Source organism: Evansella clarkii (assembly GCF_002019695.1).
GTDB classification, from domain to species: Bacteria; Bacillota; Bacilli; order Bacillales; family Salisediminibacteriaceae; genus Evansella; species Evansella clarkii.
The window spans coordinates 2,001,570-2,021,250 of record NZ_KV917376.1 but is presented as its reverse complement, the minus strand read 5'-3'; the positions used below and the strand labels follow the sequence as shown (position 1 = coordinate 2,021,250).

The following is a 19,681-nucleotide window of genomic DNA, read 5'->3' as shown; positions in this document are numbered from 1 at the left end:
GCTTAAATGAATAGTTATCGCGCGAAAATAGGTAATTATCAAGCGAAGCCAAGTGATTATCACGCCAAAACGACTTATTTTCACGCCACAGCAAATACACACCGTCAATCAGTACAATCATACATAAGCTTCACAAAACTCTGCGCATTCCATACAAGCCTGGGCACACATCTGGCAATGCTGGTGGTCATGCTTCTCACATTCCTCCTGGCATAATCTGCAGCTTTTTGCACAAAGTGATATTACTTCCTTCATAAGGGGGCTGTTTGAAGCTATCGCTTCTAAAGCAAGCTCACAAATGTTCGCACATTCTCTGTCCGTTCTGATGCAGTCTCTCAGATGAGAAATGTCCTCCTCTTCCAGGCATGCATCATAGCACTGGTTGCATGCCCTCAGGCAGTCTTCGATAGCTTCATAAACTTCTTCCAATGTTCCTGTCATATGATTCATTGTTTACACCTCCTGCGTTCTACAACGAATTAATACCACAGAAAAGTGAATGGGAAACATTCTTTCAGAATGAAACAAGATACTCTTGCACTACTTGAGCGCATGCTTTCCTCCCCTCAGGGCACGCAAGACGTTCTTGCACTACTTGAGTTCACGCTTTCCCCTCGCTCATGGGATGCAAGACGTTCTTGCACTACTTGAGTGAACCCTTTCCTCTTGTTCATGGGATGCAAGACGCTCTTGCACTACTTGAGTTCACGCTCTCCCCTTGCTCATGGGATGCAAGACGCTCTTGCACTACTTGAGTTCACGCTCTCCCCTCGCTCATGGGATGCAAGACGTTCTTGCACTACTTGAGGTCACCCTTCCCTCTTGCTCATGGGATGCAAGACGTTCTTGCACTACTTGAGTTCACGCTCTCCCCTCGCTCATGGGATGCAAGACGTTCTTGCACTACTTGAGGTCACCCTTCCCTCTTGCTCATGGGATGCAAGACGTTCTTGCACTACTTGAGTTCACGCTCTCCCCTCGCTCATGGGATGCAAGACGTTCTTGCACTACTTGAGTTCACGCTCTCCCCTCGCTCATGGGATGCAAGACGCTCTTGCACTACTTGAGGTAACCCTTTCCTCCCGCTCATGGGATGCAAGACGCTCTTGCACTACTTGAGGTCATCCCTTCTCTCACTCATGGGATGCAAGACGCTCTTGCACTACTTGAGGTCACCCTTTCCTCCCGCTCATGGGATGCAAGACGTTCTTGCACTACTTGAGGTCACCCTTCCCTCTCGCTCATGGGATGCAAGACTTTCTTGCACTACTTGAGGTCACCCTTTCCACTCGCTCATGGGATGCAAGACGTTCTTGCACTACTTGAGGTCACCCTTTCCTCTTGCTCATGGGATGCAAGACGCTCTTGCTGTCTCTTCAAATAGTTTAAACGTCTTATTGCAATACTTAGATGCCAATCGAGTAGGAGGGGGTGACTAACCCCCGACCTCTCACACCACCGTACGTACGGATCCGTATACGGCGGTTTCATGAAAATCAAACGTTATATCAACGACTTCAAACCCATCCTGCGCCAATAGGCGTCATTAAGCGTATGGTGGAGAATTGGGCTACAGGCGACTCGCCAGTAGCCTTTTCTTGTGTTTCCCCATTCATAAGCCTTCTGCTTCGATACTCCCAAGGCGATTAGGTTTCTGACTTTTGTTTTCGGTTTCTTCCATTCTTTCCATCGTACCATTCGAAGTCTTCTTCTTATCCACTTCATTAATTCCTTTAATACCGAGGGTGTTTCCGCCAGTCGGAAATAATTTCTCCAGCCGACGATAAACCGGTTCAGCTTGCCAATTCTGTATTCCATAGGAATACTTTTCTTTCGGGAAGTAATCTCACGGATTCGACCTTTTGCCCGTTGGATTGATTCCCTGTGTATTCTTATTTTCGCTTTTCCTTTAGAAGAAGCTGTGAAACTGAAACCCAGGAACTTTCGTTTCCACGGACGGTCTACCGCGCTCTTTTCCCGATTTACCTTTAGCTTCAGTTTATCTTCAATGAAGGTGATCATGTTCTTTCGGATACGCTCTGCGGCTTTCTTTGACCCCGTGTAAATCTGGCAGTCGTCCGCATAGCGGACAAAGCGAATACTCCGTTTCTCCAGTTCTTTGTCCAATTCATCCAGGACAATATTTGAGAGAAGCGGGCTTAATGGACTCCCTTGGGGAGTCCCCATGTCGTTTTGCCTAACTAATCCGTTTTCCATGATTCCTGCCTGAAGGTATTTCCGGATGATGCTCAACACCCTTCTGTCGCTGATACGGTAACTTAACGTTCGCATCAACCGGTCGTGGTTCACTTTGTCGAAGAATTTCTCCAGATCAATATCGACCACCCATGTGTACCCTTCATTGATATACTGTTTTGCTTTCAACACGGCATCATGGGCTCGTCGTTTCGGGCGGAAACCGTAACTGTTTTCAGAAAATGTCGGATCATAGATTCGTTGAAGGTAGAGATTAATGGATTGCTGGATCAGACGGTCCATGACAGTCGGGATCCCTACCTTCCGTTTACCCCCGTCCGGTTTCGGGATTTCGACTCGGCGGATCGGTGACGGTTGGTAGGTTCTCGACAAGAGCCCCTGGCGGATGGCAGACCATTCTTCGGAGATCTGGGATTTCAGTTCCGCAGTGGTAATGCCGTCAACGCCCTGGCTCCCTTTATTTTGGACTACCTTGAGATATGCTTTATTCAAATTGTCTCGGTGTAATATCTCTTCCAACATCACATTAACCTCCACGTGGCTCTTCCTTTCCATTGTGTGGTATCATTCTCCACGCTTCCTAAGCCCTGGACGGATTCACCTCTGCTTCCTAGGCAAGCTGGTATATTCTGTGTCATCGAATGATACGTACGCAGGTGGATGAGCACTCTTTTCATGATTCAGCCCTTCCCACAAAATCTAGAAAGCTGTGGTACTATGGCTTCGGCTGACTTCTGACAGTTCAGTGATTCCTCCTGGAATCAGTTACCGCATTTGTACGGCGTTCCTGTCAGCCCGCCCCGGGTAAGTGCATAAACTTCCTCTCCATATACCCGCCTCATTTACTGCCGGATCCTTCGGTCGTTAGGACTTTGACTTGTTTTGCAGCCTCATCCAGACCAGACAGCCTTGTATGAGATTCGTGTTCCTCGGGTCGGAGATTTGCCTCCGGCTTCCTTCAGATTCCGAGTCGCCCCGGACACCCTTGCCTTTAGCTAGCAGTTACAACGACCTTCACTGTTCGGGACTTGAACCCTAAAGCGTATGCACATGCCGGGCACACAAAACAAACCAGACCCCCATTTACATGGGAGCCTGGTTTCCTTCAGCAACTAACACATTATTATCGTTTCTTCCTGCCTTTTTTCCGTTTACTCTTTGGCGCATTATCGTAAAATTTCTTCTTCCGTCCGCCTTCACTTCCATTACCGCCATTTCCTCTGCCGTTTTTACCGCCTTCAGGTTTGTTTGCACCTAAGGTGAGACCCTGACCCTTTCCTTTTTTACGGGCCGGGCGCTTTCCGCCTTCAATAACACGAGGTGCTTCTTTGCGCTTCGCTTTGCGGGCCTTCATCCCTACTACTTCAAAATCAATCGCCCGTTCGTCCACGTTAACATTGACGACCCGGACTTCGATTTCATCGCCAATACGGAATACATTCCCGGTCCGCTCTCCGATCATCGCGTAAGATGACTCATCGTAGTGATAGTAATCATCCGTTAAATAGCTTACATGGACGAGTCCTTCGATGGTGTTCGGAAGCTCCACAAACAAACCGAAGTTGGTAACACCTGAAATGATGCCTTCGTATTCTTCGCCGACCTTATCTACCATGAACTGAACCTTTTTCAGTTCATCTGTTTCACGGCTGGCATCCTCTGCTCGGCGCTCCATTTCAGAAGAGTGACGGGCAATATCGCCAAGGCGTTCATTCCATTTTTCCTTCGTCTTCTCATCGACTTTCCCTTCAATTAAATACGTTCGGATCAGCCGGTGAACGATTAAGTCCGGATAACGACGGATTGGTGACGTGAAGTGGGTGTAAAAATCAGCCGATAATCCAAAGTGCCCGATGTTTTCCGGGTCATACTTCGCCTGTTTCATAGAACGGAGCATCACCGTACTGATTACTGCTTCTTCCGGCTCCCCTTTTACTTCTTCCAGCAATTGCTGCAGAGCCCTTGGGTGAACCGTATTCGCTGCACCCTTTACGACATAGCCGAAGTTTGTGATAAACTCCAGGAAAGTGTTCAGCTTTCCTTCATCTGGATCTTCGTGGATCCGGTACATAGCCGGCACTTTCATCCAGTGGAAATGTTCAGCTACAGTTTCATTAGCTGCAAGCATAAATTCTTCAATAAGACGCTCAGCTACAGACCGGTCGCGAATCGCAATCTCTGTCGGTGTGCCTTCCTCGTCCACGATTACTTTCGCTTCTTTAAAATCAAAGTCGATTGCTCCCCGTTCGAATCGTTTTCTCCGAAGGATTTCCGCAAGCTCTTCCATTAATTTAAAAAATGGAACTAAATCCTCATAACGCTTTGTAACTTCTTCGTCTTCTTCTTGAAGGATTTTCCTTACATCCGTATATGTCATCCGTTCATTAGTCCGGATCACACTCTGGTATATATCATGGTTAACTACTTCCCCGTTCGGTGTTATTTCCATATCACAGGATAATGTAAGCCGGTCTACCTGTGGATTCAGTGAACAAATGCCATTTGATAAACGGTGAGGAATCATCGGGATTACCCGGTCTACGAGGTATGCTGATGTTCCTCTGTCCAGTGCTTCCACATCGATTGGCGAGCTTTCCTTTACATAATAGGAAACATCTGCGATATGGACCCCTAACAGATAGTTACCGTTATCCAGTTTCTTTACCTGGACGGCGTCATCCAGGTCTTTTGCGTCTGCCCCGTCAATAGTAACGATAGTTTCATCACGGAGATCCCGGCGGTTTTCCAGCTCCTCCGGCGATATTTCGTCCGGAACCTGGTTCGCCTGTTCAATTACCTCTTCCGGGAATTCTCCTGGAAGGCCGTGCTTGTGAATAACCGATAAAATATCCACTCCCGGATCGTTTTTATGACCGAGAACTTCTAGTACTGTCCCTTCAGCACTCATACGTCCTTCCGGATATTTTGTTATTTTAACAAGTACCTTGTGGCCATCAACGGCACCGCCGTCTTCACCTTTTGGAATAAATATATCGTTCGGAATCCGCTTATCGTCAGAGATAACAAAACCATAGTGCTTGTCATCTGCATAAGTACCGACTGTTGTTTTGACACCACGCTCAATAATCCGGATGATCGTTCCTTCAGGGCGCGATCCGGAAGATTCAGGATTAAGGCGTACAAGCACTTTATCTTTGTTCATTGCCGTATTCATATCCGCTCCGGAGATATAAATATCATCCTCGTCAGGGCCTACCCTGACAAAAGCAAATCCTTTAGGATGCTTGATAACCTCACCTCTGCGAAGGTGCATTTTTTCCGGAATACCGTATCTGTTGCTGCGTGTTCTTACTAGCTCCCCTTCATCTTCAAGTTCGTTAAGTAGTTTTACGAAATCCTTGAACTGGCTTGAATCCTCCAGCCCCATAGCTTCTTCAAGTTCTTTAACAGAAAGAGGCTTGTCCGCTTCCTCTTTCATATAGGTAAGTAATCTTTCCTTTGTCATTTCGCTCATCTTTAGCCTCGCTCCTTTCATTCCGGAATGTGTAAAAAACGGTTATCATTCGCTCCAGTCAAGCTCTTCCAGAAAAGCGGCAATATCTTCATGAAGCTTGTCCCGTTCTTTGTCCAGGGTGATGACATGGCCCGATTCTTCGTACCACTTTATATCCTTAAATTCAGCCTCTACTTCATTGTAGATAACATCGGCACTGTCAGTGTCTATCATATCGTCATTTCTGGCCTGGACGACAAAAACAGGATTATAGATCATATCGATATTTTCTCTTACATCATCAATAAGACCATGCAGTTTCCTAATTAGAGGGCGGGGGATTTTTTCAAATTCCTTCATCTCCGCCTCTGTTTCTTCCTGGCTCTTCTTCTCCAGTCGCTTATATTCCCGGGCATATTCCAGCATTCCTCTGTAAAGTCTTTCTTCATTGTTTGAATATACAGGTGCACACATAGGAATAATACCCTTCACAGGTAAAGTGTACCCGAGCTTAAGGGAAAATACACCACCGAGGGAAAGGCCGGCTACCGCTATTTCTTCATAACCAAGTTCTTTCAGGTGGTTATAACCTTCCAGTACATCCTCCCACCAGTCTTCCGGTGTATATTCAGCGAGGTTTTCCGGTGGCACTGCATGCCCCCTGTAATGAGGAGCATGCGTTGTATAGCCTTTTTTATTGAGGTAGCGCCCCAGCATTCTTACATCAGCTGAGCTTCCCGTAAATGCGTGCAGCAATAATACCGCCCTCTTCCCCGCTTCATTTGTAAATGGTTTTGGCCTTGATACTTTAATCATAACTGTCTTCTCCTTCAAATATATTTGCTGTGGTCACTTATGTGTGAGTCCCCGGCCGTCGCCTTTCTGAAAAACAGGTTCAGCCACAAAGAAAATCATCGATCTTTTGCAATAACTCTTCCTTTTCTTCTCCAAACCAGATGTAATGCTTCGCTTTTGGAAAAAAATAAAGGTCTTTTTCTTCCGACTGAATTTGTTCATATATATATTCAGCGCTTTTTGGAGGTACGAGTCCATCACTTTCCCCCTGGATTATCAAGGTCGGAACCTTTATGTTTTTCAGATGGCCCCTCAGTTCTTTGACCATTTTAGTAAACTGTTTAGTAGCTTCAAGGGGAGTTTCTAACACTTTCTGTTTATAAAACTGGTACAGCTTGTCATCCTCCAGTTCTCCCCTCAGGCCTTCCACTATCCAGCCGCTTACCACCTCCAGAATCTGCTTCGGGTTAAGATAGTAGGCGGAGGAACTTAGCAGCACAAGCTTTTCAACAGGGTGCCTGGAGGCTATATAACTCGCTATCATACCTCCCATTGAAAAACCGATCACGTACACTTTTTCACATCGCTTCAGCAGCTCTTCCACAGCTACTGTGGCTGCATATATCCAATGTTTATATGTTACACCCTTCAATGTATTGTTTTCTCCATGCCCTGGAAGTGTCGGTGTATAAACAAGCCATTTCTTCTTTTCCAGGTATGTGGTAATTGCATCTATTTCTTTAGGGTTTCCAGAAAAACCATGAAGACATAAACAACCTATCATCTTCTCCACTTCCTCTCGCGATGTCCCTGATCCACTGATTATTCCCTCTTTATCTGTTAAGGCCGGTTCCGCTGTATTACATCATATTGGAAATTACTGCAGGATGTCACGTTCCTTGCTCAAGGTTTAACTTGTATATATATTTCCCGGCCTCTTCTGTATTATTTTATTCCCTTGTACGACTGCCTTTAATCAACTTAAAAAAAGCAGCAGGCGTATGCGCCTGCTGCTTTGATCTGTTCGTTTTGTATAGTCTATTACATGTAGAATGCTACTGCCATTGTCAGTAAGAAAAAGATTACACCGAGAACGACTGTGATTTTGTTAAGTACCGCTTCCAGTCCACGTGCTTTCTGTTTCCCGACAATTTGCTCGGCGCCTCCGGAAATAGCTCCTGAAAGTCCTGCGCTTTTGCCAGATTGAAGTACTACAACAGTAATTAGCAATAATGATACGATCACAAGTAAAACCTGAAAAAGTGTCAGCAAAATTTTACACCTCCATACGTACGGTAAAAACCTTCTTAAAATATAACATGATTTATAATGCTTCGCAATAGGACATCCGGGCTTGTTACGTCATAGTGACAGTTGCGTCAGGGCAACTTTGCTGAAAGTATTGGTACATATGGATTCCTTGTATTTCGGGAGTCTAAATACCAACGGAGTCACTATGACAGCTGTCATAGTGACAGTTTCCTTAAGCCAACTTCCTCAAAAAAAAACCCGGGAATAGAAAAGTTCCCGGGGTAATTCTCGTTATAAGACTTATTACTTCTCCAGGTTATAGAATGCGGATTTTCCTGCATAGCGTCCGATGAACTGAAGCTCATCTTCAATACGGAGAAGCTGGTTGTACTTCGCAACACGGTCTGTACGTGAAGGAGCACCTGTTTTAATCTGGCCAGCGTTTGTAGCGACAGCAATGTCAGCGATTGTGCTGTCTTCTGTTTCACCGGAACGGTGAGAGATAACAGCAGTGTAGCCTGCGCGCTTCGCCATTTCGATAGCGTCGAATGTTTCAGTAAGGGTACCGATCTGGTTCACTTTAATCAGGATAGAATTTCCGATTCCCTCTTTAATTCCGCGGGAAAGTTTTTCAGTGTTTGTAACGAACAGATCGTCACCTACTAGCTGAACTTTACTGCCCAGACGGTCTGTCAGAAGCTTGAAGCCTTCCCAGTCGTTTTCATCAAGGCCGTCTTCGATAGAAACGATAGGGTATTTGTTGCAAAGCTCTTCGTAGTAAGAAACCATTTCTTCAGAAGTTTTTACAACACCTTCGCCTTTAAGGTTGTATTTACCGTCTTCGTATAACTCAGAAGCAGCTACGTCCATCGCAAGAACGATGTCTTCCCCTGGCTTGTAGCCTGCTTTTTCAATAGCTTCAATTATTGTAGAAAGAGCTTCTTCGTTAGAACCAAGGTTTGGTGCGAATCCGCCTTCGTCACCTACTGCTGTGTTGTAGCCTTTTCCTTTCAGTACGCTCTTCAGGTTGTGGAAGATTTCCGCTCCCATGCGAAGTGCTTCCTGGAAGTTCTCTGCTCCAACAGGCATAACCATGAATTCCTGGATGTCCACGTTGTTGTCTGCGTGCTCACCGCCATTAACGATGTTCATCATTGGTGTTGGCAGAGTTTTTGCGTTGAATCCGCCAAGGTAAACATATAGCGGAAGGCCAAGAGCGTCAGCCGCAGCACGTGCAACAGCCATGGATACACCAAGGATTGCGTTAGCACCAAGCTTTCCTTTGTTTTCTGTACCGTCAAGGTCGATCATGAGCTCATCGATTCCTACCTGGTCAAGAGCGTCGAATCCTACAAGTTCAGGAGCGATAACTTCGTTTACGTTATCTACCGCTTTTGTAACACCTTTACCCATCCATGCGTCGCCGCCGTCACGCAGTTCAACTGCTTCGTATTCACCAGTTGATGCACCGCTTGGTACGAGGGCACGGCCAAACGCTCCGCTCTCTGTGTAAACTTCTACTTCCACTGTTGGATTCCCGCGGGAGTCCAGTACCTGGCGTGCATATACATCTGTAATAATTGTCATTATCAAATACACTCCTTTTTATTGAAAAAATATTCTTGTGTTTTACTTAATCAGTGATTTTCCTGTCATTTCCGGAGGCTGTTCTACTCCCAGCAACTGAAGCATTGTTGGAGAAATATCTCCAAGAATACCGTCCTCCCGAAGCTCCACGTTCTTATCCGTTACGATAATTGGTACAGGGTTTGTCGTATGGGCCGTCATTGGTGTCCCTTCCTCTGTTTCAAGAACGTCTGCGTTTCCATGGTCCGCAGTAATAATCGCCTTCCCGTTCTTTTCCAGAATCAGGTCAATGACTTTTCCAAGACATTCGTCCACTGCTTCAATAGCTTTAATCGTTGGCTCCAGCTTACCGGAATGGCCCACCATATCCGGGTTGGCAAAGTTCAGTACGATAAAGTCGTGTTTTCCCATATTGATTTCATCAATAAGTGCATCAGTCACTTCGTATACACTCATTTCCGGTTTTAAATCATAGGTTGCCACTTTCGGAGAATCAATTAACACACGTTCTTCTCCTTTGTATGGCTGTTCCTGGCCGCCGCTGAAAAAGAAAGTAACATGAGGATACTTCTCTGTTTCAGCGATCCGCAGCTGGCTTAAGCCTGCCTTTGAAACTACTTCCCCCATTGTGTTATCAAGGTTCGTCGGCTCGAAAGCAACAAAACCCTGGACGGACTCACTAAAGTGAGTCAAAGTAACATAATGGACGTTTTTCGGCTGCCGGTCTCCCCGGTCAAAGCCGGCGAAATCCACGTCCGTGAAAACCTGGGACATTTGGATCGCCCGGTCCGGACGGAAGTTGAAGAAAATGATCGCGTCGTTGTCTTCAATAGTCCCTCTTGGAGTCTCCCCGTCCTCTTTTGTAATAACAGACGGGAGAACAAATTCATCATGAATCTCATTTTTATAGGAGTCTTCCAGTGCTGAAACAGGATCCTTGTATTTCAGTCCATCCCCATATACCATGGCGCGGTATGATTTTTCAACACGGTCCCAGCGCTTATCCCGGTCCATGGCATAGTAACGGCCCTGAATAGTAGCTATTTCACCTATGCCGAGATCCTTCAGCTTCTTTTCCGTCTGGCGGATATACGTTTCCGCTGAAGTAGGGCCTACATCACGCCCGTCAAGAAAGCCGTGGATAAATACTTTATTAACGTTTTTAGACTTTGCCAGTTCCAGAAGAGCAAACATATGCTCAATATGGCTGTGAATACCGCCATCTGACAGAAGTCCGTAAATATGAAGATTAGTATCGTGTTTATTAACATGGTCCATGGCATTAACAAAGGCGGGATTTCCCAGAAATTCTCCTTCTTTAATAGCCATGTTAACCCGGGTCAGGCTCTGGTACACGATTCTGCCTGCGCCAATATTTAAATGGCCGACTTCGGAATTCCCCATTTGTCCTTCAGGAAGGCCGACCGCTTCTCCACTGGCTGTAAGAGTAGCATGGGGAAACTCGTTCCAGTAACGGTCAAAGTTAGGCGTGTCAGCCTGGGCAACGGCATTTCCCCGTGTTTCTTCACGAAGTGCAAAACCGTCAAGAATAATTAAAGCATGAGGTGTTTTACTCATTTCCTGCCTCCACAAGCTCAAGGAATGAAGAAGGTTCAAGGCTTGCTCCGCCAACAAGTGCTCCGTCAATATCAGACTGGCCGAGGAGTTCCTTTATATTAGCTGGTTTTACACTTCCGCCATACTGGATTCTGATTGCTTCAGCAGCTGAATCAGATACCGTTCCGGCTACTACTTTGCGAATGACACCGCAAGTTTCGTTAGCATCTTCTGAGGAAGCTGTTTTTCCAGTGCCGATCGCCCAAATTGGTTCATAAGCGATTACTGTTTGTTTGACTTCTTCTTCAGAAAGTCCTTCCAAAGCAGCGTTCACCTGTTTTGTCACGACGTCAGAAGTATTTCCTCCCTCACGTTCTTCGAGGGATTCCCCAACACATATGATCGGTTTTAAGCCATGTTTAATAGCAGCCCGGACTTTACGATTAACTGATTCATCCGTTTCCCCGAACAGCTCCCTGCGTTCCGAGTGGCCGATAATAACATACTCAGCACCTAAATCCTTAAGAGCCACCGGGCTTGTTTCTCCCGTGTAAGCTCCACTTTCCTCATGGTACATGTTTTGCGCACCGATAATTAATTCTGTTCCCTTTGCCTCCTGAATCAGCCCGTCCAGAAAAAGATCCGGAGCACACACTACAGCTTCTACTTTATCAGAAGACGGTACAGAACCTTTTACCTCCTGGGCAAAAGAAATGGCTTCGCTTTTTGTTTTGTTCATTTTCCAGTTTCCAGCGATAATTGGTTTACGCATTTCGCTACCTCCTTTACAGCAGAGAAAAACAAAGCATTATTTTTTAACGCTTTATTTTTCCATCTTAACCATGTTTTTATTCCTTGTCGTTCAATGCAGCGACCCCAGGGAGTTCTTTCCCTTCCATAAATTCCAGGGAAGCACCTCCGCCAGTGGAAATATGATCCATTGCATCGGCAAAACCGAATTTTTCAACGGCTGCAGCAGAATCGCCTCCGCCGATTACGGTATAAGCACTTTCTGTATCAGCAAGGGCCTGGGCAACAGATACCGTTCCCTCAGAGAATGGTTTCAGTTCAAAAACACCCATCGGTCCGTTCCAGATCACCAGTTTTGAATTTCTGATAACCTCGCGGTACGTATCAATTGTTTTTGGTCCGATATCCAGCGCTTCCCAGTCTGAAGGGATATTTTCAATATCAACAACTTTTGTGTTCGCATCTTCGCTGAAGTCGTCTGCCACAGTTACATCAAGAGGCATATAAAACTTAACTCCTCTTTCCTCGGCCTTCTGCATGAATTCTCTCGCCAGATCAATTTTGTCTTCTTCCAGCAGAGACTTTCCAACCTCATGTCCATTTGCTTTTACGAAAGTGTAAGCGAGTCCCCCGCCAATAATCAGATTATCAACTTTTTCAAGAAGATTATCAATGACTCCGATTTTATCTTTCACTTTCGCACCGCCGATAATTGCAGTAAATGGACGGTCCGGGTCAGATAACGCTTTGCCGAGAACCTCTAACTCTTTTTCCATCAGTAAGCCTGCTACCGCCGGAAGATGCTGTGCAATTCCTTCTGTTGAAGCATGTGCTCTGTGTGCGGCTCCGAAAGCATCGTTTACATAAACGTCTGCCATCTCTGCCAGCTGTTTTGCCAGTTCCGGATCATTTTTCTCTTCTCCTGCTTCAAAACGTACATTCTCAATAAGAAGAATCTCACCATCATTCAAGTCTGCAGCAGCATTTTTAGGTTCATCACCATAGACCTGGTCAGATTTATAAACATTTTTGTTTAACAGGTCGCTGAGCCTTTTTGCTACAGGATCAAGGCGAAGTTCTTCAACTACTTCCCCTTTTGGCCTGCCCAGGTGGCTTGCCAGAATCACTTTCGCTCCGTTTTCAGAAAGATACTGAATAGTTGGAAGTGCTGCACGGATTCTCGTATCGTCTGTGACTTCACCGTCTTTCATAGGAACATTAAAGTCGACACGACAAAATACCCGTTTGCCTTTCACGTCAATATCACGGACTGATTTCTTGTTCATGCGAGGGTAACCTCCTTTTGGTAACTGCATCTTATGGATTTGTCAATCAGGCTTGTATAGAGAGAAGGAACATTTATACATGCCATAATCATCTTAACATCCCAGTGTCCTCAGATAAATGAAAGAGGAGAACAGGACACTGATGCACTGTCTCCTCCTTTTGTTTTTTGAGAAGTATTACTCAGGGAACGTCCGGATCGACTCTGTCCCCTCATAAATTTATTAAAGACCTTTTTTTGCAATATATTCAACAAGGTCTACTACACGGTGTGAGTAACCTGATTCGTTATCGTACCAGGAGATCACTTTAACCATATTGCCTTCCATCACCATCGTGGATAGAGCATCGATTGTTGAAGATGAAGGGTTGCCGTTATAGTCACTTGATACTAATGGTTCTTCACTGTAGGAAAGAACTCCTTTAAGGTTACCTTCAGCAGCTTCCTGGAAAGCTTTGTTGATCTCTTCAGCAGTAACTTCTTTATCAAGTTCAGCAACAAGGTCTACAAGAGATACGTTTGGTGTAGGTACACGCATTGCTCCGCCATTCAGTTTGCCTTTCAGTTCAGGAAGAACTAATGCAACAGCTTTGGCAGCACCAGTTGTTGTAGGAATGATATTCTCAGCAGCTGCACGTGCACGGCGGTAATCTTTGTGCGGCAGGTCAAGAATCTGCTGGTCGTTTGTATAAGAGTGTACAGTTGTCATCATACCGCGGCGAATACCAAATTTGTCGTTCAATACTTTAGCAAATGGAGCTAAGCAGTTTGTAGTACAAGATGCATTAGAGATTACATGATGGTTTTCTGCATCATACTTGTCTTCGTTTACACCCATAACAACAGTGATATCTTCTTCACTTGCAGGTGCAGAGATAACTACTTTTTTCGCGCCGGCTTCAAGGTGTTTCGCTGCGTCTGCACGCTTCGTGAAACGTCCTGTAGATTCTACTACTACTTCTACGCCAAGGTCTCCCCACGGAAGCTGAGCAGGATCGCGTTCTGCGATAACTTTGATTTCTTTTCCATCAACAACGAGGTTGTCTCCTTTTGCTTCCACAGAGATGTCCAGGTTGCCATGTACTGTATCATATTTTAATAAGTGGGCAAGCATATTTGCATCAGTTAAGTCGTTGACTGCTACTACCTCTACCTCCGGGTTATTAAGTGCAGCACGGAAAACAACACGTCCGATACGCCCAAATCCATTAATTCCAATTTTTGTAGCCATGATTTTTTTCCTCCTTTAATTAAAAAACAAAAAATCTATTTCCAAAGGGAGAAATGCCCTTTAGTAAACTATCCATTTTGTACCTTTAACCTTTTTAAACGAATTTAAACTAAGCAAATAATAATAAATTTTCATTCGCTTCTCTCGTTTAATAATACTCAATTCCCGGCCGTTAATCCTCTGTGTAAACAGGGAATAAGTGACAGAATTGTTTCAGTTTTCTTCCAGAATACGTAAAGCGGCGCCTTCATCTGTTACAAGCACCTGACTCGGGCCGTGTTTCATGTATGCCTGGATTGCTCCGGCCTTGGAGCTGCCGCCTGAGACAGCAATAACGTGAGGTATCTTTTCCAGGTCTTCCAGCTGCAGACCTATGGTTAAAACTTTATGAATAATATCCCCTGATTGATTAAAATAATAACCAAAGGCTTCTGCAACAGCAGCTTCTTTTTTCAGTCGTTCCATAACTTCAGGAGAAGAGTTTCTTCGCTGAGCCATTGTCTGCGCCTCTCCCACAGCGTGTATTACCATTGTGGCGGATCGTATTAGTTCAAGTACTTCTTTTACAGACGGCTCTTCCACCAGGGATTGATATGTTTCTTTACTCAGTTCATCTGGCACATGCAGCAGACGGTAATTGCCCATTGCTTTTCTGGCCATCATGGCGCAAATTGTATTAGCCTGGTTTTCCACTTGTTCGCCAAGCCCGCCTCTTGCCGGGAGAAACAGCGCCTCATTCGTCACACCGTCAGGGACCATCATTTCAGCAACTGCTGCTATAGAGGTTCCCCCGGTTACAGCAATGATATTACTGTTTTTGAGCAATTTCTTTTTCATCACCGAAACAGCGGTTCTGCCCATCTCCTTTTTCACCCATGGATGTTCATCAGTGTCGCCGGGCAATATATGTACTTCATTGATTCCCAGCTTCTCTTTCAGCTGCTGTTCCATCGTACGGATGTCAAAAACTTCTTTCATCACTTCTTCAAGCTGGAGAAGAATCCCGTTTCCTTCGTCCGTCAGAGTCATACCTGAGGATTTAATATCCACGAGGCCTTGTTCTTTCAGGAAAGTTACCTCACTTCGCAGAGTTCTTTCCGACATTTCCACACTGCTGGCCAATGTTCTTCTTCCCACAGGCTCCATGACCCGGATAAAGCGGAGCACACGGTACCGTATACTCAATACATCAATGAGATCAGGGACTAACTTTTTTTGCAGTTCTATAAGCTGTCGCATAAGTAAAGCTCCTTTTCTCTCCTGAGTTAAAACCGGGACGTTTTTTGCCCCACATAGACATATCGTGTCCCACCTGTGCGAAAAAAAAGACCATTTCTGCTAATGCATTAATTTGGAAAGGGGGTTCCCTTTCAAACTAATCATAGCAAGGAAATGGTTCGTTAGCAAGATTAAAACTCTAAACTCGTTCATTAATTTTCTTTTCAAGTGCTGGAGAAGATATAATTCCTTCTTCAAGAACGTAACCATTCTCGTCCTCCACTACAGGAATCCGGATCTGATATAATTCCAGCCACTCCTCATTTGAATAAATATCACGCTCTATAATTTCAAAAGAATATTTTTTCTGAAGATCTTTTGTTACATCAAGCCCTTTATCGCATAAAGGACAGCCAGTTTTTGTATAAAAATATAATTTCATCTGTTACTGCTCCTTCAACTATGTGTATCTCTTCCGCTGGGAGGATGACTGAATATGCATTTCTTCCCGGTATTTTGCGACTGTTCTTCTTGATACAGTGATTCCATGCTGTTCTTTAAGCAGGTTTGCCAGCTTTTGGTCTGAAAGGGGCTTCTGTTTATTCTCTTCATCTACGAGTCTTTTCAAATAAATTTTTACCCGCTCCGAGGAACTGGATTCACCTGTATCTTTCCCAACCATAGAAGTGAAAAAGTATTTTAACTCAAACAATCCTTTTGGCGTCTGAATGTATTTTCTTGTAGTGGCACGAGACACTGTACTTTCATGCACATTTACTTCTTCCGCAATGGTTTTTAAAGTAAGGGGCCTTAAGTGGGAAGGGCCGTGCTCGAAAAACGCCTTTTGGTATCTTACGATTGCTTCCGATACTTTCAAAAGCGTTTCCTGCCTCTGTTCAATACTTCTTTTAATCCATTGAAACTGTTCGTATTTCCTCTTCAAATATTCGTTTACTTCAGCTTCTTCTTTATTTATTAACGCTTCATACTGTTTATTAACAGTCATTACAGGCATATAGTCATCATTTAAATAAACGATGTATTCACCGTTTATTTTATTTACCGTTACATCAGGTACAACGTATTTTGCAGGCTCGTTGAAAAAATGGGCTCCCGGTTTCGGATTGAGCGTCTGGATAAAGTCAGCAATATACTGAACCTCCTGGACGGACACCTCTTCTTCCTTGGCAATTTTTTTGAACTGCTTTTTTGCTAGTGTATCAAGGTGCTTTTCAACGATAGTTTCAGCGAGCAAGTCCCTGGTCTCCAATTGTCTCAGCTGAATAAGCAGACATTCCTTCAGGGAAAAAGCCCCGATACCTGCAGGCTCAAAGCCCTGCAAAACAGAAACAGCTTCTTCTGTAAGCTCAATTGGTTCATCCAGTTCCCCGGCGAGCTCTTCTGCAGTATGTTTTAAATATCCGTTTTCGTCAACACTTAGTGCTAAATAGGTGATGATACGTCTCAGCCGGCTGTCCAGCTTCAGGTAACTGATTTGATTCAGCAGGTAATCCTGCAGTCCTTCTTCCTGGTCGCTTACGTGGTCTATCGCTGAATATTCATCATCCTGGTCATGCCTCACCCGGGAGTCATAGACGGGGGCAGCAGATTCTTCTTTATTTCGGGTTATTTCTTCATGTTTATGGTTATCTTTCAGTTCAATCAGCGGATTCTCCAGCTGCTGTTCATGCAGGTAATTATTTAAATCAAGGGCGGAGTATTGCAATATTGTAATCGCCTGGCGAAGCTCATTTGTCATCACCAGTTTCATTGACTGTTGCTGGTATAAACCAAAATCCATATTCATAAGGTACTGCCTCCTTATGCGTATTATAACATGTTTACCTGTTACATTCCTGCTGTAACAGGGGGGTTTCTGATAGTCTGATTCTCGTATCTACTATTTTAACACAGATCAGGTAAGCGCTTTCTTTAAATTTAAGATGAAAAAATTGGTGTTCCTTCTTATACTCCAGGTTATGCTCTTGCTTACTTGTTTGTTTTGGCTGAATAAGGATGTAGTTTGAAAACCTGGAAATTAGGTTATGATGAAAGTGGTGCAAAAATTGGAGAAAAATATTAGTTTCTTTTACAGACAAATAATTTGACCTTCCTTGACCATTAGAGTTATGATAAGGTGGAAATAGCATAAAAAGAGTGTTCTTAATTCGCTGCCGGCACTAACCCGGCCCTACTTTATGAATACTCTGAGCAGGCAGCTTTATACACATATTTTTCAGATAGTTATTAAAGGAGGAGTTATGAAATGAACTTAGTCCCTACAGTTATTGAACAGACAAACCGAGGAGAGCGGGCTTACGATATTTATTCCCGTCTTCTGAAAGACCGTATTATTATGCTTGGCAGCGCAATCGACGATAATGTAGCTAACTCCATCGTTGCTCAGCTGCTGTTTTTAGCTGCTGATGATCCGGAAAAAGACATTTCCCTGTATATCAACAGCCCTGGAGGCTCTATAACCGCTGGTATGGCAATCTATGATACAATGCAGTTCATTCAGCCAAAAGTGCAGACAATCTGCATTGGTATGGCTGCATCTATGGGAGCTTTCCTTCTTTCTGCCGGGGAGCCAGGCAAACGTTTTGCCCTTCCTAACAGTGAAGTAATGATCCATCAGCCTTTAGGCGGTACACAAGGCCAGGCTTCCGATATTGAAATTCATGCACGCCGCATTATCCAGATGCGCCAGAAGCTGAATGAAATCCTTGCAGAACGCACTGGACAGCCTATTGAAGTTATCGAACGGGACACTGACCGCGACAACTTTATGACTGCTGCCGACGCGAAAAAATATGGCCTGATTGACGAGGTAATGGAAAAGCGTCCTGACCAGGAAAAGAAATAAGGGATTCTATGTATCGAGACTCTGGTACATTGAACAACCATCAAAAAGCTCTATTGCACAAAGTGCAATAGAGCTTTTTATCGTTAACCAACTAAATGTGGTTTGGCAGAAGGAAAAGTATTCTGCGACTTTATATTATTCGTCCGCTTCCATAAAAGCAGTAAGTGTTTCGATGGCTGTCTCTTCATCATTTCCTGAAGCAGAAACAGTTATTTCTTTATTAGAATTAATTGCAAGGCTCATAATTCCCATAATGCTTTTTGCGTTTACTTTCTTTCCGTCTTTTTCAACGAAAATTTCTGAGTTAAATTTGTTGGCTTCCTGAACAAATAATGCAGCCGGGCGTGCCTGTAAACCTGTTTTTCTTTTTACTACCACTTGTTTTTCAATCATCTCTTTTCCTCCTGTCCCGTTTATAATATTATTTTTTTATTTTACTTCTGTAGAAACGCTTTCATTTCTTTTCCAGAAAGGCAGGGGATCAGATTTTTTCCCCTGCTCTAAGTTTATTTGCGAATTCATCGATCTTCCTTAGACGATGATTAACCCCTGACTTACTTACTTTCCCACTCTGAACCATTTCGCCAAGCTCTTTCAGCGTAACATCCTGATGTTCAACCCGCAGTTCGGCAATTTCCCGGAGTTTATCCGGAAGTACTTCGAGCCCTGCCTGCTCTTTAATATACTTAATATTTTCCACCTGGCGCATAGCCGCGCCCACAGTTTTATTTAAGTTCGCTGTTTCACAATTAACGAGACGGTTGACCGAATTCCTCATATCTTTCATAATTCTTACATCTTCAAACCTCAGCAGCGCCTGATGGGCACCAATAACATTCAAAAACTCGCTGATCTTTTCTCCCTCTTTCAGATACAGGATAAAACCTTTTTTTCGCTCCAGCATCTTAGCATTTAGCCCGAAATAGTTCATCAGATCACATAATGAACGATTATGTTCCTCATAGAAAGAGAAAATCTCCAGATGATAGGAAGAAGTTTCCGGATGGTTTACCGAACCTCCCGCAAGAAACGCCCCTCGCAGATAAGCCCGTTTACAGCAGCTTTTTTTTACAAGCTCCGGAGAAATTTCCCTCGTAAACGAAAAACTGCTGTCCACGATCCGCAGGTCTTCCAGCATAGAACGTGCTTCTTTTGTTATGCGGGCAACATAAACATTATTTTTTTTCAGACGCATTTTCTTTCTGACCAGCAGCTCTACATGGACACTGTACAGCTTTTTTATAAGTGTATAAATACGTCTTGCGATAGCTGCGTTTTCTGTTTGTATATCAAGAGCTATCTGCATATTTCTTATGGAAACAGACCCGTTCATCCTGATAAGAGCTGCAAGCTCCGCTTTTGTGCAGCAGTCTTCTCCCTCAAGCTGAGTCAGTTCTTTTTTTGTCACAGAAGCAAAAGACATCTGCCTCTCACCTCCAGCCTCTGATCAATCATCAGACAGATGTTTTA

17 protein-coding genes are annotated in these 19,681 nt (G+C 44.3%); 1 reads left to right on the top strand and 16 read right to left on the bottom strand.

Annotated elements, in window-relative coordinates:
* Positions 1-117: 117 nt before the first annotated feature.
* The 14 genes from BK582_RS09040 to rpoN all read right to left on the bottom strand — a co-directional run bounded on the left by BK582_RS09040 (position 118) and on the right by rpoN (position 17,152).
* Positions 118-450: a four-helix bundle copper-binding protein gene (locus tag BK582_RS09040; protein WP_331248193.1), complete on the bottom strand. Its 333-nt coding sequence runs from the start codon at positions 448-450 to the stop codon at positions 118-120.
* Between the two features lie 1,053 nt (positions 451-1,503).
* Positions 1,504-2,742 carry a group II intron reverse transcriptase/maturase gene (gene ltrA / locus BK582_RS09035; RefSeq protein ID WP_078597921.1) on the bottom strand — a complete coding sequence of 413 codons (1,239 nt, stop codon included), beginning with the start codon at positions 2,740-2,742 and terminating at the stop codon, positions 1,504-1,506.
* A gap of 598 nt (positions 2,743-3,340) precedes the next feature.
* A complete protein-coding gene (gene rnr, locus BK582_RS09030) occupies positions 3,341-5,692 on the bottom strand; it encodes a ribonuclease R (RefSeq protein WP_078594453.1) in 2,352 nt (783 codons plus the stop codon).
* A 45-nt stretch (positions 5,693-5,737) separates the two neighbouring features.
* Positions 5,738-6,484, bottom strand: coding sequence for an alpha/beta hydrolase (locus BK582_RS09025; RefSeq protein ID WP_078597919.1), 747 nt, complete (start codon positions 6,482-6,484; stop codon positions 5,738-5,740).
* Between the two features lie 82 nt (positions 6,485-6,566).
* Complete coding sequence (locus BK582_RS09020) at positions 6,567-7,250, bottom strand: alpha/beta hydrolase (protein WP_078594451.1); 684 nt, start codon at positions 7,248-7,250, stop codon at positions 6,567-6,569.
* 257 nt (positions 7,251-7,507) lie between these two features.
* Positions 7,508-7,738: a preprotein translocase subunit SecG gene (gene secG, locus BK582_RS09015; RefSeq protein WP_078594449.1), complete on the bottom strand. Its 231-nt coding sequence runs from the start codon at positions 7,736-7,738 to the stop codon at positions 7,508-7,510.
* A 282-nt stretch (positions 7,739-8,020) separates the two neighbouring features.
* Entirely contained in the window at positions 8,021-9,304 is a 1,284-nt protein-coding gene (gene eno / locus BK582_RS09010; RefSeq protein WP_078594447.1) for a phosphopyruvate hydratase, read from the bottom strand.
* 42 nt (positions 9,305-9,346) lie between these two features.
* Positions 9,347-10,882: a 2,3-bisphosphoglycerate-independent phosphoglycerate mutase gene (gene gpmI / locus BK582_RS09005; RefSeq protein ID WP_078594445.1), complete on the bottom strand. Its 1,536-nt coding sequence runs from the start codon at positions 10,880-10,882 to the stop codon at positions 9,347-9,349.
* Complete coding sequence (gene tpiA, locus BK582_RS09000) at positions 10,875-11,633, bottom strand: triose-phosphate isomerase (RefSeq protein ID WP_078594443.1); 759 nt, start codon at positions 11,631-11,633, stop codon at positions 10,875-10,877. The genes gpmI and tpiA overlap by 8 nt, the downstream gene beginning before the upstream one ends.
* Before the next feature lie 76 nt (positions 11,634-11,709).
* Positions 11,710-12,897: a phosphoglycerate kinase gene (locus tag BK582_RS08995; RefSeq protein WP_078594441.1), complete on the bottom strand. Its 1,188-nt coding sequence runs from the start codon at positions 12,895-12,897 to the stop codon at positions 11,710-11,712.
* A gap of 222 nt (positions 12,898-13,119) precedes the next feature.
* Positions 13,120-14,127, bottom strand: a complete 1,008-nt coding sequence (gap, locus tag BK582_RS08990; RefSeq protein ID WP_078594439.1) for a type I glyceraldehyde-3-phosphate dehydrogenase — start codon at positions 14,125-14,127, stop codon at positions 13,120-13,122.
* 213 nt (positions 14,128-14,340) lie between these two features.
* A complete protein-coding gene (locus BK582_RS08985) occupies positions 14,341-15,366 on the bottom strand; it encodes a sugar-binding transcriptional regulator (RefSeq protein WP_078594437.1) in 1,026 nt (341 codons plus the stop codon).
* A 178-nt stretch (positions 15,367-15,544) separates the two neighbouring features.
* The gene (locus BK582_RS08980; RefSeq protein WP_078594435.1) at positions 15,545-15,787 is read right to left on the bottom strand and encodes a glutaredoxin family protein; all 243 of its coding nucleotides are present in this window, start codon (positions 15,785-15,787) and stop codon (positions 15,545-15,547) included.
* An 18-nt stretch (positions 15,788-15,805) separates the two neighbouring features.
* Positions 15,806-17,152, bottom strand: coding sequence for an RNA polymerase factor sigma-54 (gene rpoN, locus BK582_RS08975; protein WP_078594432.1), 1,347 nt, complete (start codon positions 17,150-17,152; stop codon positions 15,806-15,808).
* 459 nt (positions 17,153-17,611) lie between these two features.
* Here rpoN and clpP point away from each other — a divergent pair, with 459 nt between their 5' ends.
* Entirely contained in the window at positions 17,612-18,211 is a 600-nt protein-coding gene (clpP, locus tag BK582_RS08965) for an ATP-dependent Clp endopeptidase proteolytic subunit ClpP (RefSeq protein ID WP_078594428.1), read from the top strand.
* 135 nt (positions 18,212-18,346) lie between these two features.
* Here the strand turns inward: clpP and BK582_RS08960 are convergent, their stop codons facing one another.
* Positions 18,347-18,604: an HPr family phosphocarrier protein gene (locus BK582_RS08960; protein ID WP_078594426.1), complete on the bottom strand. Its 258-nt coding sequence runs from the start codon at positions 18,602-18,604 to the stop codon at positions 18,347-18,349.
* An 88-nt stretch (positions 18,605-18,692) separates the two neighbouring features.
* Positions 18,693-19,634, bottom strand: a complete 942-nt coding sequence (gene whiA / locus BK582_RS08955) for a DNA-binding protein WhiA (RefSeq protein ID WP_078594424.1) — start codon at positions 19,632-19,634, stop codon at positions 18,693-18,695.
* Positions 19,635-19,681: the final 47 nt, after the last annotated feature.